Origin of the sequence: Bradyrhizobium lablabi, assembly GCF_018131005.1 — a bacterium.
In the GTDB taxonomy this organism is placed as follows: domain Bacteria; phylum Pseudomonadota; class Alphaproteobacteria; order Rhizobiales; family Xanthobacteraceae; genus Bradyrhizobium; species Bradyrhizobium lablabi_D.
This window is the reverse complement of record NZ_JAFCJK010000001.1, coordinates 288,104-308,147: the sequence shown is the minus strand read 5'-3', so window position 1 is coordinate 308,147 and position 20,044 is coordinate 288,104. Positions and strand designations below refer to the sequence as shown.

The 20,044-nt window shown below is 65.2% G+C and carries 12 protein-coding genes; 8 read left to right on the top strand and 4 right to left on the bottom strand.

The window, feature by feature from the left end; translation table 11 throughout:
* Positions 1 to 90 precede the first annotated feature (90 nt).
* The 8 genes from pimA to JQ553_RS01435 all read left to right on the top strand — a co-directional run bounded on the left by pimA (position 91) and on the right by JQ553_RS01435 (position 11,251).
* The gene (gene pimA / locus JQ553_RS01470) at positions 91 to 1,758 is read left to right on the top strand and encodes a dicarboxylate--CoA ligase PimA (RefSeq protein ID WP_212498765.1); all 1,668 of its coding nucleotides are present in this window, start codon (positions 91 to 93) and stop codon (positions 1,756 to 1,758) included.
* 26 nt (positions 1,759 to 1,784) lie between these two features.
* Positions 1,785 to 2,975, top strand: a complete 1,191-nt coding sequence (gene pimC, locus JQ553_RS01465) for a pimeloyl-CoA dehydrogenase large subunit (protein WP_212498103.1) — start codon at positions 1,785 to 1,787, stop codon at positions 2,973 to 2,975.
* 199 nt (positions 2,976 to 3,174) lie between these two features.
* Positions 3,175 to 4,320: a pimeloyl-CoA dehydrogenase small subunit gene (pimD, locus tag JQ553_RS01460; RefSeq protein ID WP_212498102.1), complete on the top strand. Its 1,146-nt coding sequence runs from the start codon at positions 3,175 to 3,177 to the stop codon at positions 4,318 to 4,320.
* Positions 4,321 to 4,468: 148 nt separating this feature from the next.
* On the top strand, positions 4,469 to 5,242 hold the full coding sequence (locus JQ553_RS01455) for an SDR family NAD(P)-dependent oxidoreductase (protein ID WP_212498101.1): 774 nt from the start codon (positions 4,469 to 4,471) through the stop codon (positions 5,240 to 5,242).
* Positions 5,243 to 5,477: 235 nt separating this feature from the next.
* Positions 5,478 to 6,989: a glycerol kinase GlpK gene (gene glpK / locus JQ553_RS01450; protein ID WP_212498100.1), complete on the top strand. Its 1,512-nt coding sequence runs from the start codon at positions 5,478 to 5,480 to the stop codon at positions 6,987 to 6,989.
* A 194-nt stretch (positions 6,990 to 7,183) separates the two neighbouring features.
* The gene (locus tag JQ553_RS01445) at positions 7,184 to 9,634 is read left to right on the top strand and encodes a penicillin acylase family protein (protein ID WP_212498099.1); all 2,451 of its coding nucleotides are present in this window, start codon (positions 7,184 to 7,186) and stop codon (positions 9,632 to 9,634) included.
* A gap of 261 nt (positions 9,635 to 9,895) precedes the next feature.
* Positions 9,896 to 10,489: an N-acetyltransferase gene (locus tag JQ553_RS01440; RefSeq protein ID WP_212498098.1), complete on the top strand. Its 594-nt coding sequence runs from the start codon at positions 9,896 to 9,898 to the stop codon at positions 10,487 to 10,489.
* A gap of 135 nt (positions 10,490 to 10,624) precedes the next feature.
* Complete coding sequence (locus tag JQ553_RS01435) at positions 10,625 to 11,251, top strand: glutathione S-transferase family protein (protein WP_212498097.1); 627 nt, start codon at positions 10,625 to 10,627, stop codon at positions 11,249 to 11,251.
* A gap of 788 nt (positions 11,252 to 12,039) precedes the next feature.
* On the opposite strand, the gene JQ553_RS01430 is transcribed toward JQ553_RS01435, so the two are convergent.
* The 4 genes from JQ553_RS01430 to metH all read right to left on the bottom strand — a co-directional run bounded on the left by JQ553_RS01430 (position 12,040) and on the right by metH (position 20,042).
* Positions 12,040 to 14,580: an HWE histidine kinase domain-containing protein gene (locus JQ553_RS01430; protein WP_212498096.1), complete on the bottom strand. Its 2,541-nt coding sequence runs from the start codon at positions 14,578 to 14,580 to the stop codon at positions 12,040 to 12,042.
* Positions 14,577 to 15,182, bottom strand: coding sequence for a biliverdin-producing heme oxygenase (locus JQ553_RS01425; RefSeq protein WP_249143884.1), 606 nt, complete (start codon positions 15,180 to 15,182; stop codon positions 14,577 to 14,579). Before JQ553_RS01425 ends, JQ553_RS01430 begins: the two co-directional genes overlap by 4 nt.
* A 112-nt stretch (positions 15,183 to 15,294) precedes the next feature.
* Positions 15,295 to 15,954: a maleylacetoacetate isomerase gene (maiA, locus tag JQ553_RS01420; protein ID WP_212498095.1), complete on the bottom strand. Its 660-nt coding sequence runs from the start codon at positions 15,952 to 15,954 to the stop codon at positions 15,295 to 15,297.
* Positions 15,955 to 16,178: 224 nt separating this feature from the next.
* Positions 16,179 to 20,042 (bottom strand): methionine synthase, encoded by a 3,864-nt coding sequence (metH, locus tag JQ553_RS01415; RefSeq protein WP_212498094.1) that lies wholly within the window; start codon positions 20,040 to 20,042, stop codon positions 16,179 to 16,181.
* Positions 20,043 to 20,044 lie beyond the last annotated feature (2 nt).

Genomic DNA, 20,044 nt, shown 5'->3' with positions numbered 1-20,044 from the left:
GATGCGCCGTAGGGCGCAGACCCGGAACCTCGAGATTTCGTGGTCACGCTTCGCGTGTCCCGGAATGACCGTTTCCAGAGCACCGTCTTCATGACCTATCCCGGCGAACAGTTTTATCCAAAGGGCGTCAACTGGAGCGACCCGATCGAGAGAGGTACGCTGCCGGACCTGCTTTCGACCGCCGCCGCCGAATTCGGCGCGCGGCCCGCGCTCGAATTCCGCGACCGGCCGATCGGCTTCAGCGAGCTCGAAGCCATGGTCGAAACGGCTGCCGCCGCCTTCATGCGCGCCGGCTATGGCAAGGGCTCCACAGTGGCGCTGTTTCTCGGCAATACGCCGGATCATCCCATCAACTTCTTCGGGGCGCTGAAGGCCGGCGCGCGCCTCGTGCACCTTTCGCCGCTCGACGGCGAGATCGCGCTGTCGCACAAGCTCGCCGATTCCGGCGCGCGTGTGCTCGTCACCAGCAACCTGTCGGCGCTGCTCCCGACCGCGCTGAAGTTCCTCGACAGGGGACTGCTCGACCGCTTGATCGTCTGCGAGGACGACAATTGGGGCAAGGTCGGCACGCCACAGACGGCGCGGCCGGACAATCCTGCGATCCTCACCCACAGGCAGTTCATCGACGGTGCAAGCAGGCCCGCGCAATGGCCCGCGATCGATGTCGAGGACGTCGCGCTGCTGCAATATACCGGCGGCACCACCGGCCTGCCCAAGGGCGCGATGCTGAGCCACGGCAACCTCACCGCGGCGGTGTCGATCTATGATGTCTGGGGCAAACCGGCGCGGCTCGAGCGCAATGCGGTCGAGCGCGTGATCTGCGTGCTGCCGCTGTTCCACATCTACGCGCTCACCGTCGTGCTGCTGTCGTCGATCCGCCACGGCAATCTGGTCTCGTTGCATCAGCGCTTCGACGTCGAGGCCGTGATGCGCGACATCGAGGTCAAGCGCGCGACCGCCTTCCCCGGCGTGCCGACGATGTGGATTGCGATCGCGGCGCTGCCCGATCTCGACAAGCGCGACCTGTCGTCGCTGGTCTCCTGCGGCTCCGGCGGCGCGCCGCTGCCGGTCGAGGTTGCAACGATCTTCGAGCGCCGCGTCGGCATGAAGCTCAGGATTGGCTGGGGGATGACCGAAACCTGCTCGCCCGGCACTGGCCATCCGAAGGAAGGGCCGGACAAGCCGGGCTCGATCGGGCTGATGCTGCCCGGCATCGAGCTGGACGTGGTGTCGCTGGAGGATTCCACAAAGGTGATGCCGACAGGCGAAGTCGGCGAGATCCGCATCCGCGGTCCGAACGTCACCAAGGGCTACTGGAATCGGCCGAAGGAGACCGCCGAGGCCTTCGTCGGCGACCGCTTCCTCACCGGCGACATCGGCTACATGGATGCCGACGGCTATTTCTTTCTGGTCGACCGCAAGAAGGATATGATCATCTCCGGCGGCTTCAACGTCTATCCGCAGATGATCGAGCAGGCGATCTACACGCATCCCGCTGTGCAGGAGGTGATCGTGATCGGCATTCCCGACGATTACCGCGGCGAGGCCGCGAAGGCCTTCATCAAGCTGCGCGACGGCGAGACGCCGTTTTCGATCGACGAGCTGCGTGCGTTTCTTACCGGCAAGCTCGGCAAGCATGAATTACCAGCGGCGGTGGAGTTCGTCGCCGAGCTGCCGCGCACCGCGGTCGGCAAGCTGTCGCGCCACGAATTGCGCCAGCAGCAGCCGCAGCCCCCTCAACTGATCACGAATAGCTGAATCAAAGTCGTTCAAAGGAGGATCCGATGGATCTCGCTTTCACCAAGGAAGAGATAGCATTTCGCGAGGAAGTGCGGGCGTTCTTCAAGGACAACGTCCCGCCGGAGACGCGGCGCAAGCTGCAGGAAGGCCGTCATCTGTCGAAGGATGAGATGGTCACCTGGTGGCGCATCCTCAACAAGAAGGGATGGGGCGTCACCCACTGGCCGAAGGAGTATGGCGGCACCGGCTGGAGCAGCGTGCAGCAATACATCTTCAACGAGGAGCTGCAGTCCTATCCGGCGCCGCAGCCGCTCGCCTTTGGCGTCAGCATGGTCGGGCCGGTCATCTACACCTTCGGCAATGAGGAGCAGAAGAAGAACTACCTGCCGCGCATCGCCAATGTCGACGACTGGTGGTGCCAGGGCTTTTCGGAGCCGGGCTCGGGCTCCGACCTCGCCTCGCTGAAGACCAAGGCCGAGCGCAAGGGCGACAAGTGGATCGTCAACGGCCAGAAGACCTGGACCACGCTCGCCCAGCACGCCGACATGATCTTCTGCCTGTGCCGCACCGATCCGGCGGCGAAGAAGCAGATGGGCATCTCCTTCATCGTGTTCTCGATGAAGTCGAAGGGCGTCACCGTGCGTCCGATCCAGACCATCGACGGCGGCCATGAGGTCAACGAGGTGTTCTTCGACGACGTCGAGGTGCCCTACGAGAACCTGATCGGCGAGGAGAACAAGGGCTGGGACTACGCCAAGTTCCTGCTCGGCAATGAGCGCACCGGCATCGCCCGCGTCGGCGTGTCGAAGGAGCGGCTGCGCCGCATCCGCGCTCTCGCCTCCAAGGTCGAGTCCGGTGGCCGTCCGGTGATCGAGGATCCCGCGTTTCGCGAGCGGCTTGTCGCCTGCGAGATCGAGCTGAAGGCGCTGGAGTTGACCCAGCTCCGCGTCGTTGCGGACGAGGGCAAGCACGGCAAGGGCAAGCCCAATCCGGCCTCCTCGGTGTTGAAGATCAAGGGCTCCGAAATCCAGCAGACCACCACCGAGCTGCTGATGGAAGTGATCGGCCCGTTCGCTACTCCCTATGACGAGCACGGCGATGCCGGCTCGAACGAGAGCATGGACTGGACGGCGCAGATCGCGCCGAGCTACTTCAACAACCGCAAGGTTTCGATCTACGGCGGCTCGAACGAGATCCAGCGCAACATCATCAGCAAGGCGGTGCTGGGGCTTTGATTTCTCTGCTCCCTCTCCCCGCTCTTCGCGGGGAGAGGGGCGGGGTGAGGGGCATCTCTCTCCGCGCAGTGACCGGCACTGAGACCGGCACCCCCTCACCCGGATCGCATCTTGCGATGTGATCCGACCTCTCCCCGCAAGCGGGGCGAGGTGAAGAAACCCCGGCTAGAGCAACGATCAGTTATTCAAGGGAACGAAAATGGATTTTGATCTGTCCGAGGAGCAGCGGCTTCTCAAGGAAAGCGTCGACGGGCTCCTGGCTGACGCCTACGATTTCGATGCGCGCAAGAAATACATGGCGGAAAAGGGCGGCTGGAGCAAAGCCGTCTGGAGCAAGCTCGCCGAGCAGGGCCTGCTTGGCCTGCCCTTCGCCGAGGCCGATGGCGGCTTCGGCGCCGGCGCGGTCGAAACCATGATCGTGATGGAATCGCTCGGCAGGGCGCTGGTGGTCGAGCCTTATCTCGCCACCGTCGTGATCGCCGGCGGCTTCCTGCGCCATGGCGGGTCCGCCGGGCAGAAGGCCAAACACATTCCCGGCATCATCGACGGCAGCAAGACCTTTGGCTTCGCGCAACTCGAGAAGAACTCGCGCTACGATCTGCACGACATCGCCACCAGCGCGAAGAAGAAGGGCGACGGCTGGGTCATCGACGGCGAGAAATTCGTCGTGCTCAATGGCGAGAACGCCGACACGCTAATCGTGACCGCGCGCACCAAGGGCGGCCGGCGCGACAGAAGCGGCATCGGCGTGTTCCTTGTGCCGGTCGATGCCAAGGGCGTCACCAGGAAGGGCTATCCGACCCAGGACGGCCTGCATGCCGCCGACATCACCTTGACCAATGTCGAGGTCGGCGCTGATGCCGCGATTGGCGATCCCGAGAGTGCGCTCGACCTGATCGAGCGCGTCGCGGACGAGGCCCGCACCGCCATCTGCGCGGAAGCCGTCGGCGCGATGGATGAGTCGCTCAAGACCACCGTCGAATACATCAAGACACGAAAGCAGTTCGGCGTTGCGATCGGCTCGTTCCAGAGCCTGCAGCACCGCGCCGCCGACATGTTCGTGGCGCTGGAGCAGGCCCGCTCGATGTCGATGTTCGCCACCATGGCGTCCGACTTCGACAGCGCCAGGGAGCGCGCCTCGGCGGTCGCCGCCGCCAAGGTGCAGGTCGGCAAGTCGCTGAAATTCGTCGGCCAGCAGTCGATCCAGCTTCATGGCGGCATCGGCATGACCATGGAGGCAAAGATCGGCCACTATTTCAAGCGGCTGACCATGATCGAGAACACGCTCGGCGACACCGATTACCACCTCCGTCGCGTCAGCGAGGGCGGCGGTCTGCTGGCGTAACCAACACCATCATTGCGAGCGTAAGCGAAGCAATCCATCTCCCCGCTCGGGGAAAGATAGATTGCTTCGTCGCTTCAGCGCAAAATTGCTTTGCAATTTTGTCGCGAGCTGCTTGCAATGACGACGAAACAAACAGGGAGCAACAACAATGAAAAACACCCCGTTCGATCTCACAGGCACCGTCGCCGTCATCACCGGCTCGAGTCGCGGCATCGGCCGTTCCTCGGCCGAACTGCTGGCAAGGCTCGGCGCCAAGGTCGTGATCTCCTCGCGCAAGGCTGACGCCTGCAAGGAAGTTGCCGACGGCATCAACAAGGCGGGCGGCGAGGCGATCGTCATCCCCTGCAACATCTCACGTCGCGAGGAGTGCGAGGCGCTGATTTCCGGCGCGACCAAGCATTACGGCAAGATCGACATCCTGGTCTGCAACGCCGCCGTGAACCCGTATTACGGCCCGCTGCTCGACATCAAGGACGAGGCCTTCGACAAGATCATGGGTTCGAACGTCAAGAGCAACATCTGGCTCTGCGCGCTCGCGATCCCGCAAATGGCGGCGAGGGGCAAGGGCTCGGTCGTGATCATCTCCTCGATCGGCGGACTTCGCGGCTCGACGGTGATCGGGGCCTACGGCATCTCGAAGGCGGCCGATTTCGCGCTCTGCCGCAGCCTCGCCGGCGAGTGGGGCCCGAAGGGCGTCCGCGTCAATTGCGTGGCGCCGGGCCTGGTGAAGACCGATTTCGCCCGCGCTCTATGGGAGGATGCCGAAAACCTCAAGCGCCGCACCGCCACGACGCCGCTCCGCCGCATCGGCGAACCCGACGAGATCGCCGGCGCGGTCGCGTATCTGGCATCGGATGCCTCGACCTTCATGACCGGCCAGACCATCGTGATCGACGGCGGCGTCACCACGGCGTCGGTGTAATGTTCTCCCTCGCCCGCTCTTTGCGGGGAGAGGGCGGGGTGGAGGGTGGGTGTCTCCACAAGCTCGAAGCCTGTGAATGCGGCGTCATCCCTCACCCGGCGCTCCGCGCCGACCTCTCCCCGCGAAGAGCGGGGCGAGGTGACGAGAGGTGCCGCTCCCAACTTGACCTTGCCACGCTAATCCGCTCCCTTTGACGCTGATAAAATCGCCTCCGGGAACGCCAGGGAACGCCGCCATGTCTTTCGTGCTCGCCATCGATCAGGGCACCACGTCCTCGCGTGCCATCGTGTTTCGCAGCGACATTTCGATCGCCGCGATCGCGCAGCAGGAATTTCCGCAGCATTTCCCGGCCTCTGGTTGGGTCGAGCACGAGCCGGAAGACATCTGGACCTCGACCGTGATGGTGTGTCGCGACGCGCTGGAGAAGGCCGGGCTGAAGGCAAAGGACATTGCCGCGATCGGCATCACCAACCAGCGCGAAACCACCGTGGTGTGGGATCGCGCGACAGGGCAGGCCGTTCACCGCGCCATCGTCTGGCAGGACCGCCGCACCGCCGACATCTGCGCGAGGATGAAGGCGGAGGGCCACGAGCCAGCGATCTCGGCCAAGACAGGTCTGATCATCGATCCCTATTTCTCCGGAACGAAGGTCGCATGGATTCTCGATCATGTGCCGGGCGCACGCGAGCGCGCCGAGCGTGGCGAGCTCCTGTTCGGCACGGTCGATAGCTACCTGCTGTGGCGGCTCACCGGCGGCAAGGTGCACGCGACCGACGCCACCAACGCCTCGCGCACGCTGCTGTTCAACATCCATACCGGCGCGTGGGACGATGATCTGACGAAGCTGCTGCGCGTGCCGCGCTCGATGCTCCCCGAGGTGAAGGACTCCTCCGCCCGCTTCGGCGAGAGCACGGCCGATCTGTTCGGCGGCCCGGTCGCGATCTCGGGGATAGCCGGCGACCAGCAGGCCGCGACCATCGGACAGGCCTGTTTCGAGCCCGGCATGATGAAGTCGACCTACGGCACCGGCTGTTTTGCCCTGCTCAACACCGGCACCACGCCGGTCGCCTCGAAGAACAAGCTGCTCACGACGATCGCCTATCAGCTCGGAGGACAGCGCACCTACGCGCTCGAAGGTTCGATCTTCGTCGCCGGAAGCGCGGTGCAGTGGCTGCGCGACGGTCTCGGCATCATCAGGCAGGCGGCCGAAACCGGCCCGCTCGCCGACAAATCCGACGTCATGCAGAGCGTCTATCTGGTGCCGGCCTTCGTCGGCCTGGGCGCGCCCTACTGGAATCCGCGGGTGCGCGGCGCGCTGTTTGGCCTCACCCGCAACACCGGCCCTGCCGAGCTTGCGCATGCGACGCTTGAAAGCGTCTGCTACCAGACCTTCGACCTCTGGGCCGCGATGCGCACCGACTGGCCCGAAGCCAATGCCGCCAACACCGTGCTGCGCGTCGATGGCGGCATGACTGCGTCTGACTGGACCATGCAGCGCCTCGCCGATCTCCTCAACGCGCCGGTCGATCGTCCGATGATTAAGGAGACCACGGCGCTCGGCGCCGCCTATCTCGCCGGCCTCGAGGCGAACGTCTATCCGGAGCCGATGAAATTCGCCGACAATTGGCGGCTCGAACACCGCTTCAAGCCGGCCATGAGCCAGGCGACGCGCGAGCGCAAGCTCGCCGGCTGGGCACGCGCCGTCAAGGGCGTGCTGGCGAGCGACGAGGGGGGAGTGAGGGTATGAGTTTGGTTTGAGACGATCCGGCGGCAGACGCTGCACCTCTCCCGCTCGCGGGGGAGGTCGGATTGCATCGGACATGCAATCCGGGTGGGGGTTCTCTCCACTCGAAGATTCTGCCTCGCGGAGAGAGCCCCCGGCCCTCGCCCGCAAGCGGGAGAGGGAGTCCAGAAAAGCATGACAACAATCGGAGAAAGAAAATGAACACGGATCTCAACCGGGTCACCCAGAAGCTGATGGGCGCGGCTCTCTGCGCCGCGCTGCTGATCTCGCCAGCCGCGGCGCGCGACAGGGACAACGATGCGCTCTCCGCAGCGCGGCAGATCAAGACCGATGTCGCGGGCCTCAAGGCGCCCGGCCAGATCCTGGTCGATGTCTGGGGCATCCCGCACATCTACGCCGGCAACGAACAGGACCTGTTCTTCCTGCAGGGTTTCAATGCCGCCCGCGACCGGCTCTGGCAGATCGATCTCTGGCGCAAGCGCGGGCTCGGCCTGCTCGCGAAGGATTTCGGGCCCGCCTATGTCGAGCAGGACAGGGCGCTGCGGCTGTTCCTCTATCGCGGCGACATGAACGCGGAATGGGCCGCCTATGGCCCGAAGGCGAAATCCTATGCGGAAGCCTTCGTCGCCGGCATCAATGCCTATGTCCGCGACGTGAAGGCGGGCAAGCGTCCGCTGCCGATCGAGTTCCGCATCGCGGGCTCCACACCGGACCTGTGGTCGGCGGAGGATGTGGTCCGCATCCGCAGCCACGGCCTGACCCGCAATGTCGCCTCCGAGGTGAAGCGCTCGCTGGTCGCATGCAGCGCCGGGCTGGACGCCGATCGCTTCCGCGTCAAGCTCGAGCCGGCTTGGACCACGAAAATTCCCGACGGCCTCGATCCCTGCAGCGTGCCCAAGGCCGTGCTCGCGGCCTACGATCTCGCCACGCGGCCGGTCCGGTTTGCCGAGCCGAAGGACCGTCACGCCGCGCTGGCGCATGATCCCGACAAGTTTCTCGCCGAGGCCGACCAGCAACGCGACACCATCGGGTCCAACAACTGGGTGATCGCGCCACAGCGCACGGCAACTGGCCGCCCGATCCTCGCCAACGATCCGCATCGCGAGCACTCGGTGCCGTCGCTGCGTTACATCGTCGCTCTCAACGCGCCCGGCCTCTCGGTGATCGGAGCGGGCGAGCCGGCGCTGCCCGGCATCTCGATCGGCCATAACGGCGCCATCGCCTTCGGCCTGACGATCTTCAACGTCGACCAGGAAGACCTCTACGTCTACGAGCTCAAGTCAGACAATCCGAACCAGTACCGTTACGGTTCGGGCTGGGAGGACATGCGGATCGTCCACGAGAAGGAGCAGGTGAAGGGCGAGGACGAGCGCGACTTCGAGCTGAAATTCACCCGCCATGGCCCGGTGATCTATGTCGACGAAGCGAACAAGCGTGCCTTCGCCGTGCGCTCGGTGTGGTTCGAGCCGGGCACGTCAGCCTATTTCGGCTCCTCCGATTACATGACCGCGAAGGACTGGAACGGTTTCCTCGCCGCGATGCGCCGCTGGGGCGCGCCGTCGGAGAACCAGGTCTATGCTGACACCAAGGGCAATATCGGCTGGGTCGCCGCCGGCAAGACGCCGCGCCGCGGCAATTATGACGGCCTGATGCCGGTGCCCGGCGACGGCCGCTACGAGTGGCAGGGCTTCCTGTCGCTCGACGAACTGCCGAAGGCCTATCAGCCCAAGCAGGGCTTCCTTGCCACCGCCAACCAGATGAATCTGCCGGCCGATTATCCGGTGAACGAACGCAAGGTCGGCTTCGAATGGGCCGACAGTGCGCGCTGGCAGCGCATCACCGAAGTGCTGCAAGCCAATAGCAAGGTGACGCTGGCGGACGCGATGGACCTGCAGAACGACGACACCAGCATGCTCGCGCGGCGGCTGGTCGCGTTGTTGAAACCGCTCTCGTCCGAGGATGCCAACGTGAAGAAGGGCCTCGATCTCCTGACAGGCTGGGACGCGCGCGATGCCGCGGATAGCGCTGCGGCGGCGGTCTACGAGGTCTGGATCGCCAACCACCTCGGCCCCGTGCTGCTCAAGACATCAGCGCCGAAGGCGGCCGACCTGATCGCGCCCGAGGCCTCCAGCATTTCGGCGATCGTCGATTACCTGGAACAGCCCGACGCGTCGCTTGGCGCCGATCCCGCCGCGGAGCGCGACCGCGTGCTGCGCGACAGCCTCGGCGAAGCCGTCGCCGACGTCGTCTCCAAGCTCGGTCCTGATGCCTCGACCTGGCGCTGGGGCCGGCTGCATGTGGCAAAGTTCGATCACGCGCTGATGCCGCTCGCCGACAAGGCGACCGCCACACAGCTCACGGTCGGCCCGCTCGCCTATGGCGGCGCCGCCAACGTGCCGCGCGCCGCGACCTACCGCCGCTCCGACTATCGGCTGCTCTCCGGCGCCTCGTTCCGCATGGTGCTCGACGTCGGCAATTGGGATGCAAGCCGCACCATCAACACGCCGGGGCAATCAGGCGATCCCTTCAGCGGCCACTACCGCGACCTCGCACCATTGTGGGCGACCGGAAAATATGTCCCGCTACTCTACAGCCGCCCGGCGGTGGAGGCGGCGACCGCGGAGGCTATCACGCTGACTCCGCGGTGATGGTGCCCGAACGATATTGTGAAGCGGGCAACAGGCTCCCGCTTCGCCTCGCCCCGCGCGCGGGGAGAGGCCGGAACACATCGTTAGATGTGTTCCGGGTGAGGGGGTCTCCGCGAGCGCATCTATTGCTGTGCATGCGGCGGCGGCCCCTCACCCCAACGCTCTAAGAGCGAGTTCCGCTCGTCTCGACCCCGAAGGACGGGGAGAGGGAGCGCAGTACCGCCGCGGACGCATGCCAGCTCCATTGAAAGGACCAGCCCGATGATCGTGCCTGACGGCTTCTCCGATATTCCCGCCGGCAAGATCGCAGCCGTCGTTACCCATCTGGAGATGACGGAACGGCCGCCACGCCGAGCCGATCCGCCGGGCGCGTGGGGCTTGCGCAAGGCGGAGCCGCCTATGCTCGACTGGTACCGCGATCTCTACCGCCGCGTCGGCGAGGATTGGCTGTGGTGCTCGCGGACGCGGCTCGGCGACTCCGAACTCGCCGCGATCGTCCATTCGCCGCTAGTCGAGGTCTATGCGCTGGTCGTGGACGACAGCGACGAAGGCCTGCTCGAACTTGATTTCCGCCAGGCCGGCCAATGCGAGCTCGGCTATTTCGGCGTCACCGCCAAACTGATCGGCAGCGGTGCTGCACGCTTCCTGATGAACCGCGCGCTGGAGATCGCCTGGTCGCGCGACGTCAGCCGCGTCTGGGTGCATACCTGCACCTTCGACCATCCGTCGGCGGTCGCGTTCTATCAACGCTCCGGCTTCCGCGCCTTCCGGCGGCAGATCGAAGTGGCTGACGATCCGCGGATGGATGGCACGGCGCCAAGGGATGCGGCGAGACATGTGGCGGTGATTGGGTGATCGGCGTATTGCAACGTGCAGCAGCGCATCTAGCATGACCGGAAGTGCAACCCTAGACTGCTGTGGTCGGCGCACTTCTGAAGCTTGGTCTCGAAGCATGGCTCGCCGCGGCATGTCCGATGATGAGGTGCAACCATGTTCCTGATCGGCCAATACGACTCGCCCTTCGTCCGCCGTACCGCGATCGCGCTGCGGCTTTACGGGCTGCCGTTCGAGCACAAGCCGTGGTCGACCTTTGGCGATGCCGACAGGATCGCGCCCCATAATCCGCTGCGGCGGGTGCCGACGCTGGTGCTCGATGACGGCGAGGCGCTGATCGAGAGCGCGGCGATCCTCGACTATCTCGACGAGCTGGTGGGGCCGGACAAGGCGATGATCGCGCGCTCCGGTGCGGAGCGCAGAAAGCACTTGCGCATTTGCGCGCTCGCGACCGGGCTTGGCGACAAGGCGGTGAGCCTGATCTATGAGCGCGTGCTGCGCAAGGAGCAGCTCAAGCTGTGGGTCGAACGCTGCGAGGCGCAGATATCTGGCGTGCTCGGCGTGCTTGAGAAGGAACGCGCAGCGGTGAAGACGCCGTATTGGTTCGGCGAGCGCATCGGCCATGCGGACATCGCGGTCGCTTGCGTGCTGCGCTTCACCGGCGAGGCGCATCCGGCGCTGTTCGACGATCGCTATCCGGCGCTGAAGGCCCACGCCGCTCGCTGCGAGGCGCTGCCGCCGTTCCAGGAGATCGTCCAGCCGCTGGCGCCGCCGAGCGGTTAGCGGGCGTTCGCGGCTCCGGCATCGTAGGGCGGATTGGCGACAGCGTAATCCGCCGCTCCGCGGCGACAAGGCAAGATGGTGGGTTACGCCTAAGGCTAACCCACCCTACAAGCAGCGCTTCCTTCTCACCGTGAGGGCGCGGTGTTGCCGAGCGGACACGACGGGCAAATCACTCGAACACCTGTCCAGCCCTCCGGACAAAAACATTTCACTTCCGTCGTCGGGCAAATCAGTTGTTCAATTCCGCCCGTCTCACCCGATCGAGGGGCGCTTCGCGATCGTCACGGGTGTTGCGGTGAGATGCGGTGGACGCTGAGTGCGCAACTGACGAGTGCGCGCAATGTGGACGGCGAAATCGTGTGGTCCTGACGCCCCAGTGGCAGGTGTTAAGTTCGCGAGAAGCAAGCTTCTCGCTGACGACGGTGACAACCAAGCCTGGTCTCACCGAGGAGATCACGTATAAGCCGTAAACCATCGCGCAGGGAAAGCCGGGTTGTTCCCGGTTACACCTGTGGTCCTACCCCGGTGCTTTTTGTTGCACCGGGCCCACGGGTGCCAACCGGCACCCGGCTTTCCCTGCGCCCTCATTCTCTATGAGGGCGGAAAGAGACGCAAAGCTCGGGCATTTCGTGCCGCGAGAATGCGGGCTCACATCCTCATTGCTGTCTGACAATTAAATCTGAACCGTCACCCCGTTATTGCGAGGCGCGCGGCGCCGCGGCAATCGATCGCGCCGCATGCGGCGAAATGGATTGCTTCGCTCACGCTCGCGATGACGAGATCCTCATCTATCCCGCCGCGTCTCGCAGCCTGGCCAGCGCCGCCTCGACCACGTCGCGGGTATAGGGCTTCTGGATCACCGGCGCCGACTCCAGCTCCGGCGGAATCGGAGCGCGCTCGCCGTAGCCGGTGGCGAACACGAAGGGGACGTTCAACTCGGACAGCTTTTGCGCGACCGGGACGCTGTTCTCGCTGCCGAGATTGAGGTCGAGCAGCGCAAAGCCCGGCGTGCTGCGCTCGATCGCCGCGCGCGCCTGGGCGACGGAGGCGGCGGTCTCGACATGACGCGCGCCGAGTTCGAGCAGGATGACTTCCGCGCCCATCGCGATGATCAGGTTGTCCTCTACGATCAGCGCGGTGCCGGAAATGCGCGGCGCGGCGGGCTCCTCGGCTTCGATCTTGGTTGCGACACCGGACATCGACATCAACTCCACGAAATTGGCGGGGATCACGAAGCGCGCCTGCACGCCGAGCAGGTCGAAACGCAGTTCGGTGTCGCCCTTGAGATCGAACGGGATCGAGCGTTCGATGATGGTGGTGCCGAAGCCGCGGCGCGACGGCGGCTGCACCGGCGGGCCACCGCTCTCCTTCCAGTCGATGATGAGACCGGAGCTCGGGTCGAGCTTCCAGACGATCTCGACCTGGCCGGTGGAATCCGCCAGCGCGCCATACTTGGCGGAGTTGGTCATCATCTCGTGGACCACGAGCGCCAGCGTCGCGAACGCCTTGGGATCAAGCGCCACGTCCGGTCCGCCCATCTTGATGCGTCCGGCGCGTGCGCCGAGATAGGCGCCGGCTTCCGATTCGACCAGCGACTTCAGCGCCACCGGCGCCCAGTTCAGGCTGGTGATCTGGTCATGCGCGCGGGCGAGCGCCTGGATGCGGCCGCCGAGCACGCCGGCAAATTCCTCGATCGAGGTCGCGGTGTCCTTGCTCTGCGCCACGAGCCCGCGCACCAGGCCGAGAATGTTGCGGACGCGATGGTTGAGCTCGGCGATCATCAATTCCTGCCGCTCCTGCGCGCTCTTGCGTTCGCGGGCGGCAAGATCGGCAAGCTGCAGGATCACCTCGAGCAGCGTGATGCGCAGGCCCTCGGCGATGTGCAGGTCTGCCTGCGTCCACGGTTTGGACTGGCCGTGCACCACCTCCTGCCACAGCTCGAAGCTCTTGCGCGGGGTCAATCGCGGGCCGAGCGGGCCGGTGGCATACACCTTGTCCGGTGCGCCGGCCCAGTTGACCGAGCGCTGCACCTCGCGGCGGAAGAAAATCAGGCAGTCGCGCGGCACGCGCGAGATGGGGATGGCAAGGAAACCGGCCGCGCGATCGCGGAACGATCCGCCAGCGGCATAGACCTTGGCGATCTCGCCGCTCGCGGTGATGCGGCCGGGCGAGGTGCGGTTGATGAAGGCGACGAGGTCCTTGACCTCCGCTTCGGTAGGCGTGTCGCCGGACAGCCTGATCTCGCCATCCGACCAGATGGCGATGCCATCGCATGCGATCATGTTGCGGTAGTCGTCGACGAAATCGAAGATGGCGCGGTGGCTGTGCTCGTGGGCCGCGGCGGCTTCGATCAGCCGCTCCTGGATCTGCTGGGCGCGCGTCTCGTAGGCGATGGTTCGCTCGCGCTCCCGGGTCTCCAGAATCCAGGAGAACATCTGGCCGAACAGCTCGGCGGCGGTGCGCCGCTCGAACGAGATGTGGCGGGGCGAATAGTGATGGCAGGCGAAGAGGCCCCAGAGCTTGCCGTCGCGCAGGATCGAGACCGACATCGAGGCTCCGACGCCCATGTTCTGCAGGTATTCGATGTGGATCGGCGACACCGAGCGCAGCGTGCTCATCGACAGGTCGAGCAGGCCTGCGCTGTGAGTTGCGATCGAGGACAGCGGCACCGGCCTGCTGTCGACGTCGGCGATGATCCGCAGCCAGTTTCGCGTGTAGAGCGTGCGCGCCTGTTGCGGAATGTCGGAGGCGGGATAATGCAGGCCAAGGAAGGATTCGAGGCCTGCCTTGGCGACCTCCGCGATCACCTCGCCCGAGCCGTCCTGATGAAACCGATACACCATCACCCGGTCGAAGCCGGTCAGGATTGTGACCTGCCGCGCGGCCTCCTGCGCCAGTTCGGTGACGCCTCGTGTCTTGCGAACGCGGCCGAGCATCAGCCGCACCAGCTCGCCGGAATTGACGTCGGGCTCGATCACCGACGGCTCGGCCTCGATGACGAGATAGGCGCCGGAGAAGTGGATCGCGACGTCAAACGGTTCGCCGCCGTCCTGAAGCTCTACGCCGAAGATGCGTTCGGTCGCATCGGGGCCGGTCAGATAGTCGACGCGGGTGCGAATCGCGTCGATGGCCGCCTGAGAGAAAATGTCGTCGATCGGCCGCTGGAAGATCTGGCTCGCGTCGCGACCGAGATAGGCCGCGACATTGTCCGAGGCCATGCACACGGTGAAGTCGGATTGCAAAGCGATCAGAAAGCCAAATGGTTGCACGCTGCCTGGAATGTGGATCGGCTCGCGATCGCAATTGGTGAGATCAACCTGAGGCCTCATGACAGCACAGCCGCCCTGGCGAACAGATCGAAGGCGCGGCGGGCCGATGCAACGATGTCGTCCTCGTCGACCAGGTCGGGTGCATGGCTTTCGAGAACGGCAAGGAAGCTCGCCCACAGATTCTGACCGACGCCATGCGCGAGATAGCAGGTGGCGCCGACGATGCGCGGGTCCGCGGCACGCCTGACATGCTTGAGCAGATAGGCCGCGCCGAGCCGCGAGCCTTCCAGCACGTAAAGCGTGCCCAGCGCGGCAAAGCGGTCGGCGAGCGCGGGTGGATCGAGCGGCTGCGATCTGCCGCCGATGCGGGCGAGATCATTGAGAATGGCGTGGCTGCGCGCGCGGCGGTCCCAGTCGGGAAGCACTTGCCGCACGCCGGCCACAACCAGCGCCGCCTCGAGCGGCAGCAGCGCCGCCGCGTTCACCTCGAGGAAGTTGCGATAGCCGGCGAGGGTGGTGAGGTCGAACGCCGAGAGCCTGCCGTCGAGCCGCGCATGGTCGGCGGCAGTGGCTGCTTTCAGCGTCGTACGGAGATGATGAACTGGACCGGCAAATCGGCGGGAGTCGATGTTTGAGGGTGTCGGAACTGCGATTTCCGGCATCCGGAATCCTTCATCTGGCGCAATGGGTGGCCGCGCAATAGGTGGCCGGCGGCCGGAAAATAGCTCCGGCCCAACGCCCCGACGGAACTTCCGGTTCCTCGAACGACGGTGTTTATTTCGCCCGCATCGCCTCCGGCGTATCGGGCTGCGCAGCCGGATGCGCGTTCGCAAACGCCGGCAGCGCCATTGCGGTCTCATGGATGCGCTTCACCGTAGGCCACGGCGACAGGCTGATCTGCTGGTTGATGGCGGCCGTGACGTGGCCGACCAGGCAGACGTCGGCAAGACCGGGCTGATCGCCATGGCAGAACTGACCGGTCGCCTTGTGGCCGGCGAGATGGCCTTCGAGAGCTGCGAGCGTCTCGACCGTCCAGTGCCGCCGCCAGGCGTTCTGCTGGCTGTCGCGCAAATCGAGCTCGCGGTCGAGATAGCGCCGCACCCGCGGCGTCAGCAGCGGATGGCCCTCGCAGGCGACCAGCAGCGAAAGCCCGCGCACCCGGGCGCGGCCGAGCGCGTCGGCCGGCAGCAACGGCGGGGTCGGGTGCTTCTCGTCGAGATATTCGATGATCGCGAGTGACTGGAACAGCACGGTGCCGTCGTCCTCGACCAGTGCCGGCAGCGCCATCTGCGGATTGATCTTGCGATAGGCGTCGGCGCGATGCGCCTCGGCATCGATGTCGACGAAGACCACCTCGGCCGGGAGATCTTTCAGATTGAGTGCGATCCGCACCCGAAAGCTCGCCAGCGATCGCCAGAAGGAGAAGAATTTCATGGGGGATATCCGTGTTCTTCACCTCGCCCCTTTTTGCGGGGAGAGGTCGGCGCGCAGTGCCGGGTGAGGGGCGTGGCACGATGATGCTCGGACTATAACCCTCTCGGATTCGAAAATCCTCACCGGATAACAAGGCGACGTTATTGTGGAGACGCCCCTCACCCGAAGCCTTCGGCTTCGACCTCTCCCCGCGAAGCGCGGGGCGAGGTGAAGAGCGCGCTGAGCTAGCCCGCTCCGACCGCCTTCTTGCGCCAGACGAGGTGCACGGCGCAGGTGCACCCCGGCGGATGCGAGGCCAATTCCTTGGACGCCTCGTCGTTGGCGGGCACGGCGGCGGCGGCGAGCTTCGGCTCCTTCGCCTGATCCTGCGACGGGATATAGTTCAGGATCGGCGCGAGCCAGCGCTCGACCTCGGCGACCGTCATGTCCTTGCGTGCGGCATAGTCCTCGACCTGGTCGTGCTCGATCTTGCCGACGCCGAAATAGAAGCTTTCGGGATGAGAGAAATAGAGCCCCGAGACCGAGGAGCCGGGCCACATTGCAAAGCTTTCGGTCAGCTTCACGCCGGCGGTGGCTTCCGCATCGAGCAGCGCGAACAGCGTCTTCTTTTCGGTGTGGTCAGGCTGCGCCGGATAGCCGGGCGCCGGGCGGATGCCGTCATATTTCTCGAGGATCAGTTCCTCCGACGACAGCGCCTCGTTGGGCGCGTAGGCCCAGAACTCCTTGCGCACGCGCTGGTGCATGCGCTCGGCGAAGGCCTCCGCGAGCCGGTCGGCTAGCGCCTTGCACAGGATCGAGGAGTAGTCGTCATTGGCGTTCTTGAAGCGGTCAGCGACCGCATCCTCGCCGATCCCGGCGGTGACGACGAAGCCGCCGACATAGTCGGGCACGCCGGAACCAACCGGCGCGATGAAATCGGACAGCGCGGCGTTGAAGCGGCCCTCACGCTTCTCGAGCTGCTGGCGCAGGGTGTGGAAGGTCGCGATCTTTTGGCGGCGCGTCTCGTCGGCATAGACCTCGATGTCATCGCCAACTGTGTTAGCCGGCCAGAAGCCGATGGTGGCGCGGGCCTTGAACCACTTCTCCTGGATGATGCGGTCGAGCATCTTGCGCGCGTCGGCATAAAGCGAGCGCGCGACCTCGCCGATCTTGGGATCGTCGAGGATCGCCGGGAAGCGGCCGGTCAGTTCCCAGGTCTGGAAGAACGGCGTCCAGTCGATGAAGGCGGCCAACTCCGCGAGGTCGTATGCATCAAAGCTCTTCAGGCCGAAGAAGGTCGGTTTCGCCGGCGGCCTGGCCGCAAAGTCGATCGCGACCTTGTTGGCCCGGGCTTGGCCAAGCTTCAGCCGCTTCTTGTCGGCCTGGGCGCGGAAATGTGCGGCGGAAATCTTCGCGTATTCGGCGCGCACCTCGGCGGCATAGACCTTCCGCTTGTCCGCCGACAGCAGCGAGGAGGCGACGCCGACCGCGCGGCTCGCGTCATTGACGTGCACCACAGGGCCGCCCGGATAGTTCGGGTCGATCTTCACCGCGGTATGCACGCGGCTCGTGGTGGCGCCGCCGATCAACAGCGGCAAGTTCATGCCCTGGCGCTCGAGCTCGCCGGCAAGAAAGCTCATCTCGTCGAGCGAAGGCGTGATCAGGCCCGACAGGCCGATGATGTCGGCGCCTTCGGCCTTCGCCGTCTCGATGATCTTGTTGGCGGGCACCATCACGCCGAGGTCGATCACCTCGAAATTGTTGCACTGGAGCACGATGCCGACGATGTTCTTGCCGATGTCGTGGACGTCGCCCTTTACGGTCGCGAGCACGATCTTGCCGGCTGCGTTGCGGCCGCCGGTGATGCCATTGGCGAGGTTGCGCGCCTTCTCCTCCTCCATGAACGGCATCAGATAGGCAACCGCCTGCTTCATCACCCGCGCGGACTTCACGACCTGCGGCAGGAACATCTTGCCGTCGCCGAAGAGGTCGCCGACGACGTTCATGCTGGCCATCAGCGGCCCCTCGATGACGTCGAGCGGACGCGACGCGTTTTGCCGCGCGGCTTCGGTATCAGCCTCGATGAACTCGGTGATGCCGTGCACCAGCGCGTGGGAGAGCCGCTTCTCGACGGGCCATTCGCGCCAGGCAAGATCGGCTTCCTTGGCCTGCTTCTCCTTGCCGCGGAATTTTTCGGCCAGGGCGAGCAGCCGCTCGGAGGCGCCCGGATCGCGATTGAGGATGACGTCCTCGCAGGTCTGGCGCAGCTCGGGGTCGATGTCGTCATAGACGATCATCTGCCCGGCATTGACGATGCCCATGTCCATCCCGGCATGGATGGCGTGATACAGGAACACCGAATGCATCGCCTCGCGCACCGGCTCGTTGCCGCGGAACGAGAACGAAAGGTTGGAGACGCCGCCGGAGATGTGCGCGCCCTTCAGGTTCGCCCGGATCCAGCGTGCCGCCTCGATGAAGTCGACGCCGTAATTGTTGTGCTCCTCCAGCCCGGTCGCGATCGCGAAGATGTTCGGATCGAAGATGATGTCCTCGGGCGGGAAGTCGAGCCGGTTGACGAGGATGTCGTAGGCGCGCTTGCAGATATCGGTCTTGCGCGCGAACGTGTCGGCTTGTCCGGTCTCGTCGAACGCCATCACCACCACGGCCGCGCCATGGCGCTTCGCGATCGTCGCCTCGTGGATGAACTTGTCCTCGCCTTCCTTGAGCGAGATCGAATTCACGATCGGCTTGCCCTGCAGGCACTTCAGGCCGGCCTCGATGACGTGGAATTTCGAGGAGTCGACCATCACGGGCACGCGGGCGATGTCGGGCTCGGCGGCGACGAGGTTGAGGAACGTCACCATCGCCTTCTCGGAATCGAGCAGACCTTCGTCCATGTTGACGTCGATGATCTGGGCCCCGTTCTCGACCTGGTCGCGCGCGACCTGCAGCGCCGCAGTGTAGTCGCCCGCGGTGATCAGCTTGCGGAAGCGCGCCGAGCCGGTGACGTTGGTGCGCTCGCCGACGTTCACAAAGGGAATCGTGTCGGTCAGCGTAAACGGCTCGAGGCCCGAGAGCCTCAGTCGTGGCTCGATCACCGGCACGACACGCGGCTTGTGCGGGGCGACAGCGGCAGCGATTGCCGCGATATGGTCGGGCGTGGTGCCACAGCAGCCGCCGACGATGTTGACAAGGCCGTCACGAGCGAACTCGCCGATCAGCCGCGACATATATCCTGGCGTCTCGTCATACTGGCCGAACTCGTTGGGCAGGCCGGCATTCGGATAGGCGCAGACCAGCGTGTCGGCGACACGGCCGATATCGGCGATGTGCGCCCGCAGGTCTTCCGCGCCAAGCGCGCAGTTGAAGCCGATCGTAATCGGCCTGGCGTGCCGCACCGAATGCCAGAACGCTTCCGGCAGTTGACCCGAGAGCAGCCGGCCGGACTTGTCGGTGATGGTCCCCGACACCATCACGGGCACGTCGATGCTGCGCTCCTCTGCGATTTCCGAAATCGCATAGAGCGCCGCCTTGGCGTTCAAGGTGTCGAAGATCGTCTCGACCAGCAGCAGGTCGGCGCCGCCGTCGAGCAGGCCCTTGACCTGCTCGCCATAGGCCTTGCGCAGATCGTCGAAGGTCACGGCCCGGTAGCCGGGGTTGGAGACGTCGGGCGAGATCGAGGCGGTGCGGTTGGTCGGGCCGAGCGCGCCGGCGACGAAGCGTTGCTTGCCGTCTTCTGCCGACACGCGCTCGGTGGCGGCGCGTGCCAGCTTGGCGCCTTCCAGGTTGAGCTCATAGGCGAGGTCCGACATGTCGTAGTCGGCCTGCGCGATCGAGGTCGAGGAGAAAGTGTTGGTGGCGACGATGTCGGCACCGGCGCGCAAATAGGCGGCGTGGATGTCCTCGATCGCCTTCGGCTGGGTCAGGATCAGGAGATCGTTATTGCCCCTGATGTCGCGGTGGAAATTCTTGAACCGATCGCCGCGGAACGCCGCCTCATCGAACTGCAGGCCCTGGATCATCGTGCCCATGGCGCCGTCGAGCACCAGGATGCGCTCGCGGGCAGCCGCGAGCAGGGCGATACGCTTGGTAGAAACTGGTGCGGTCATGG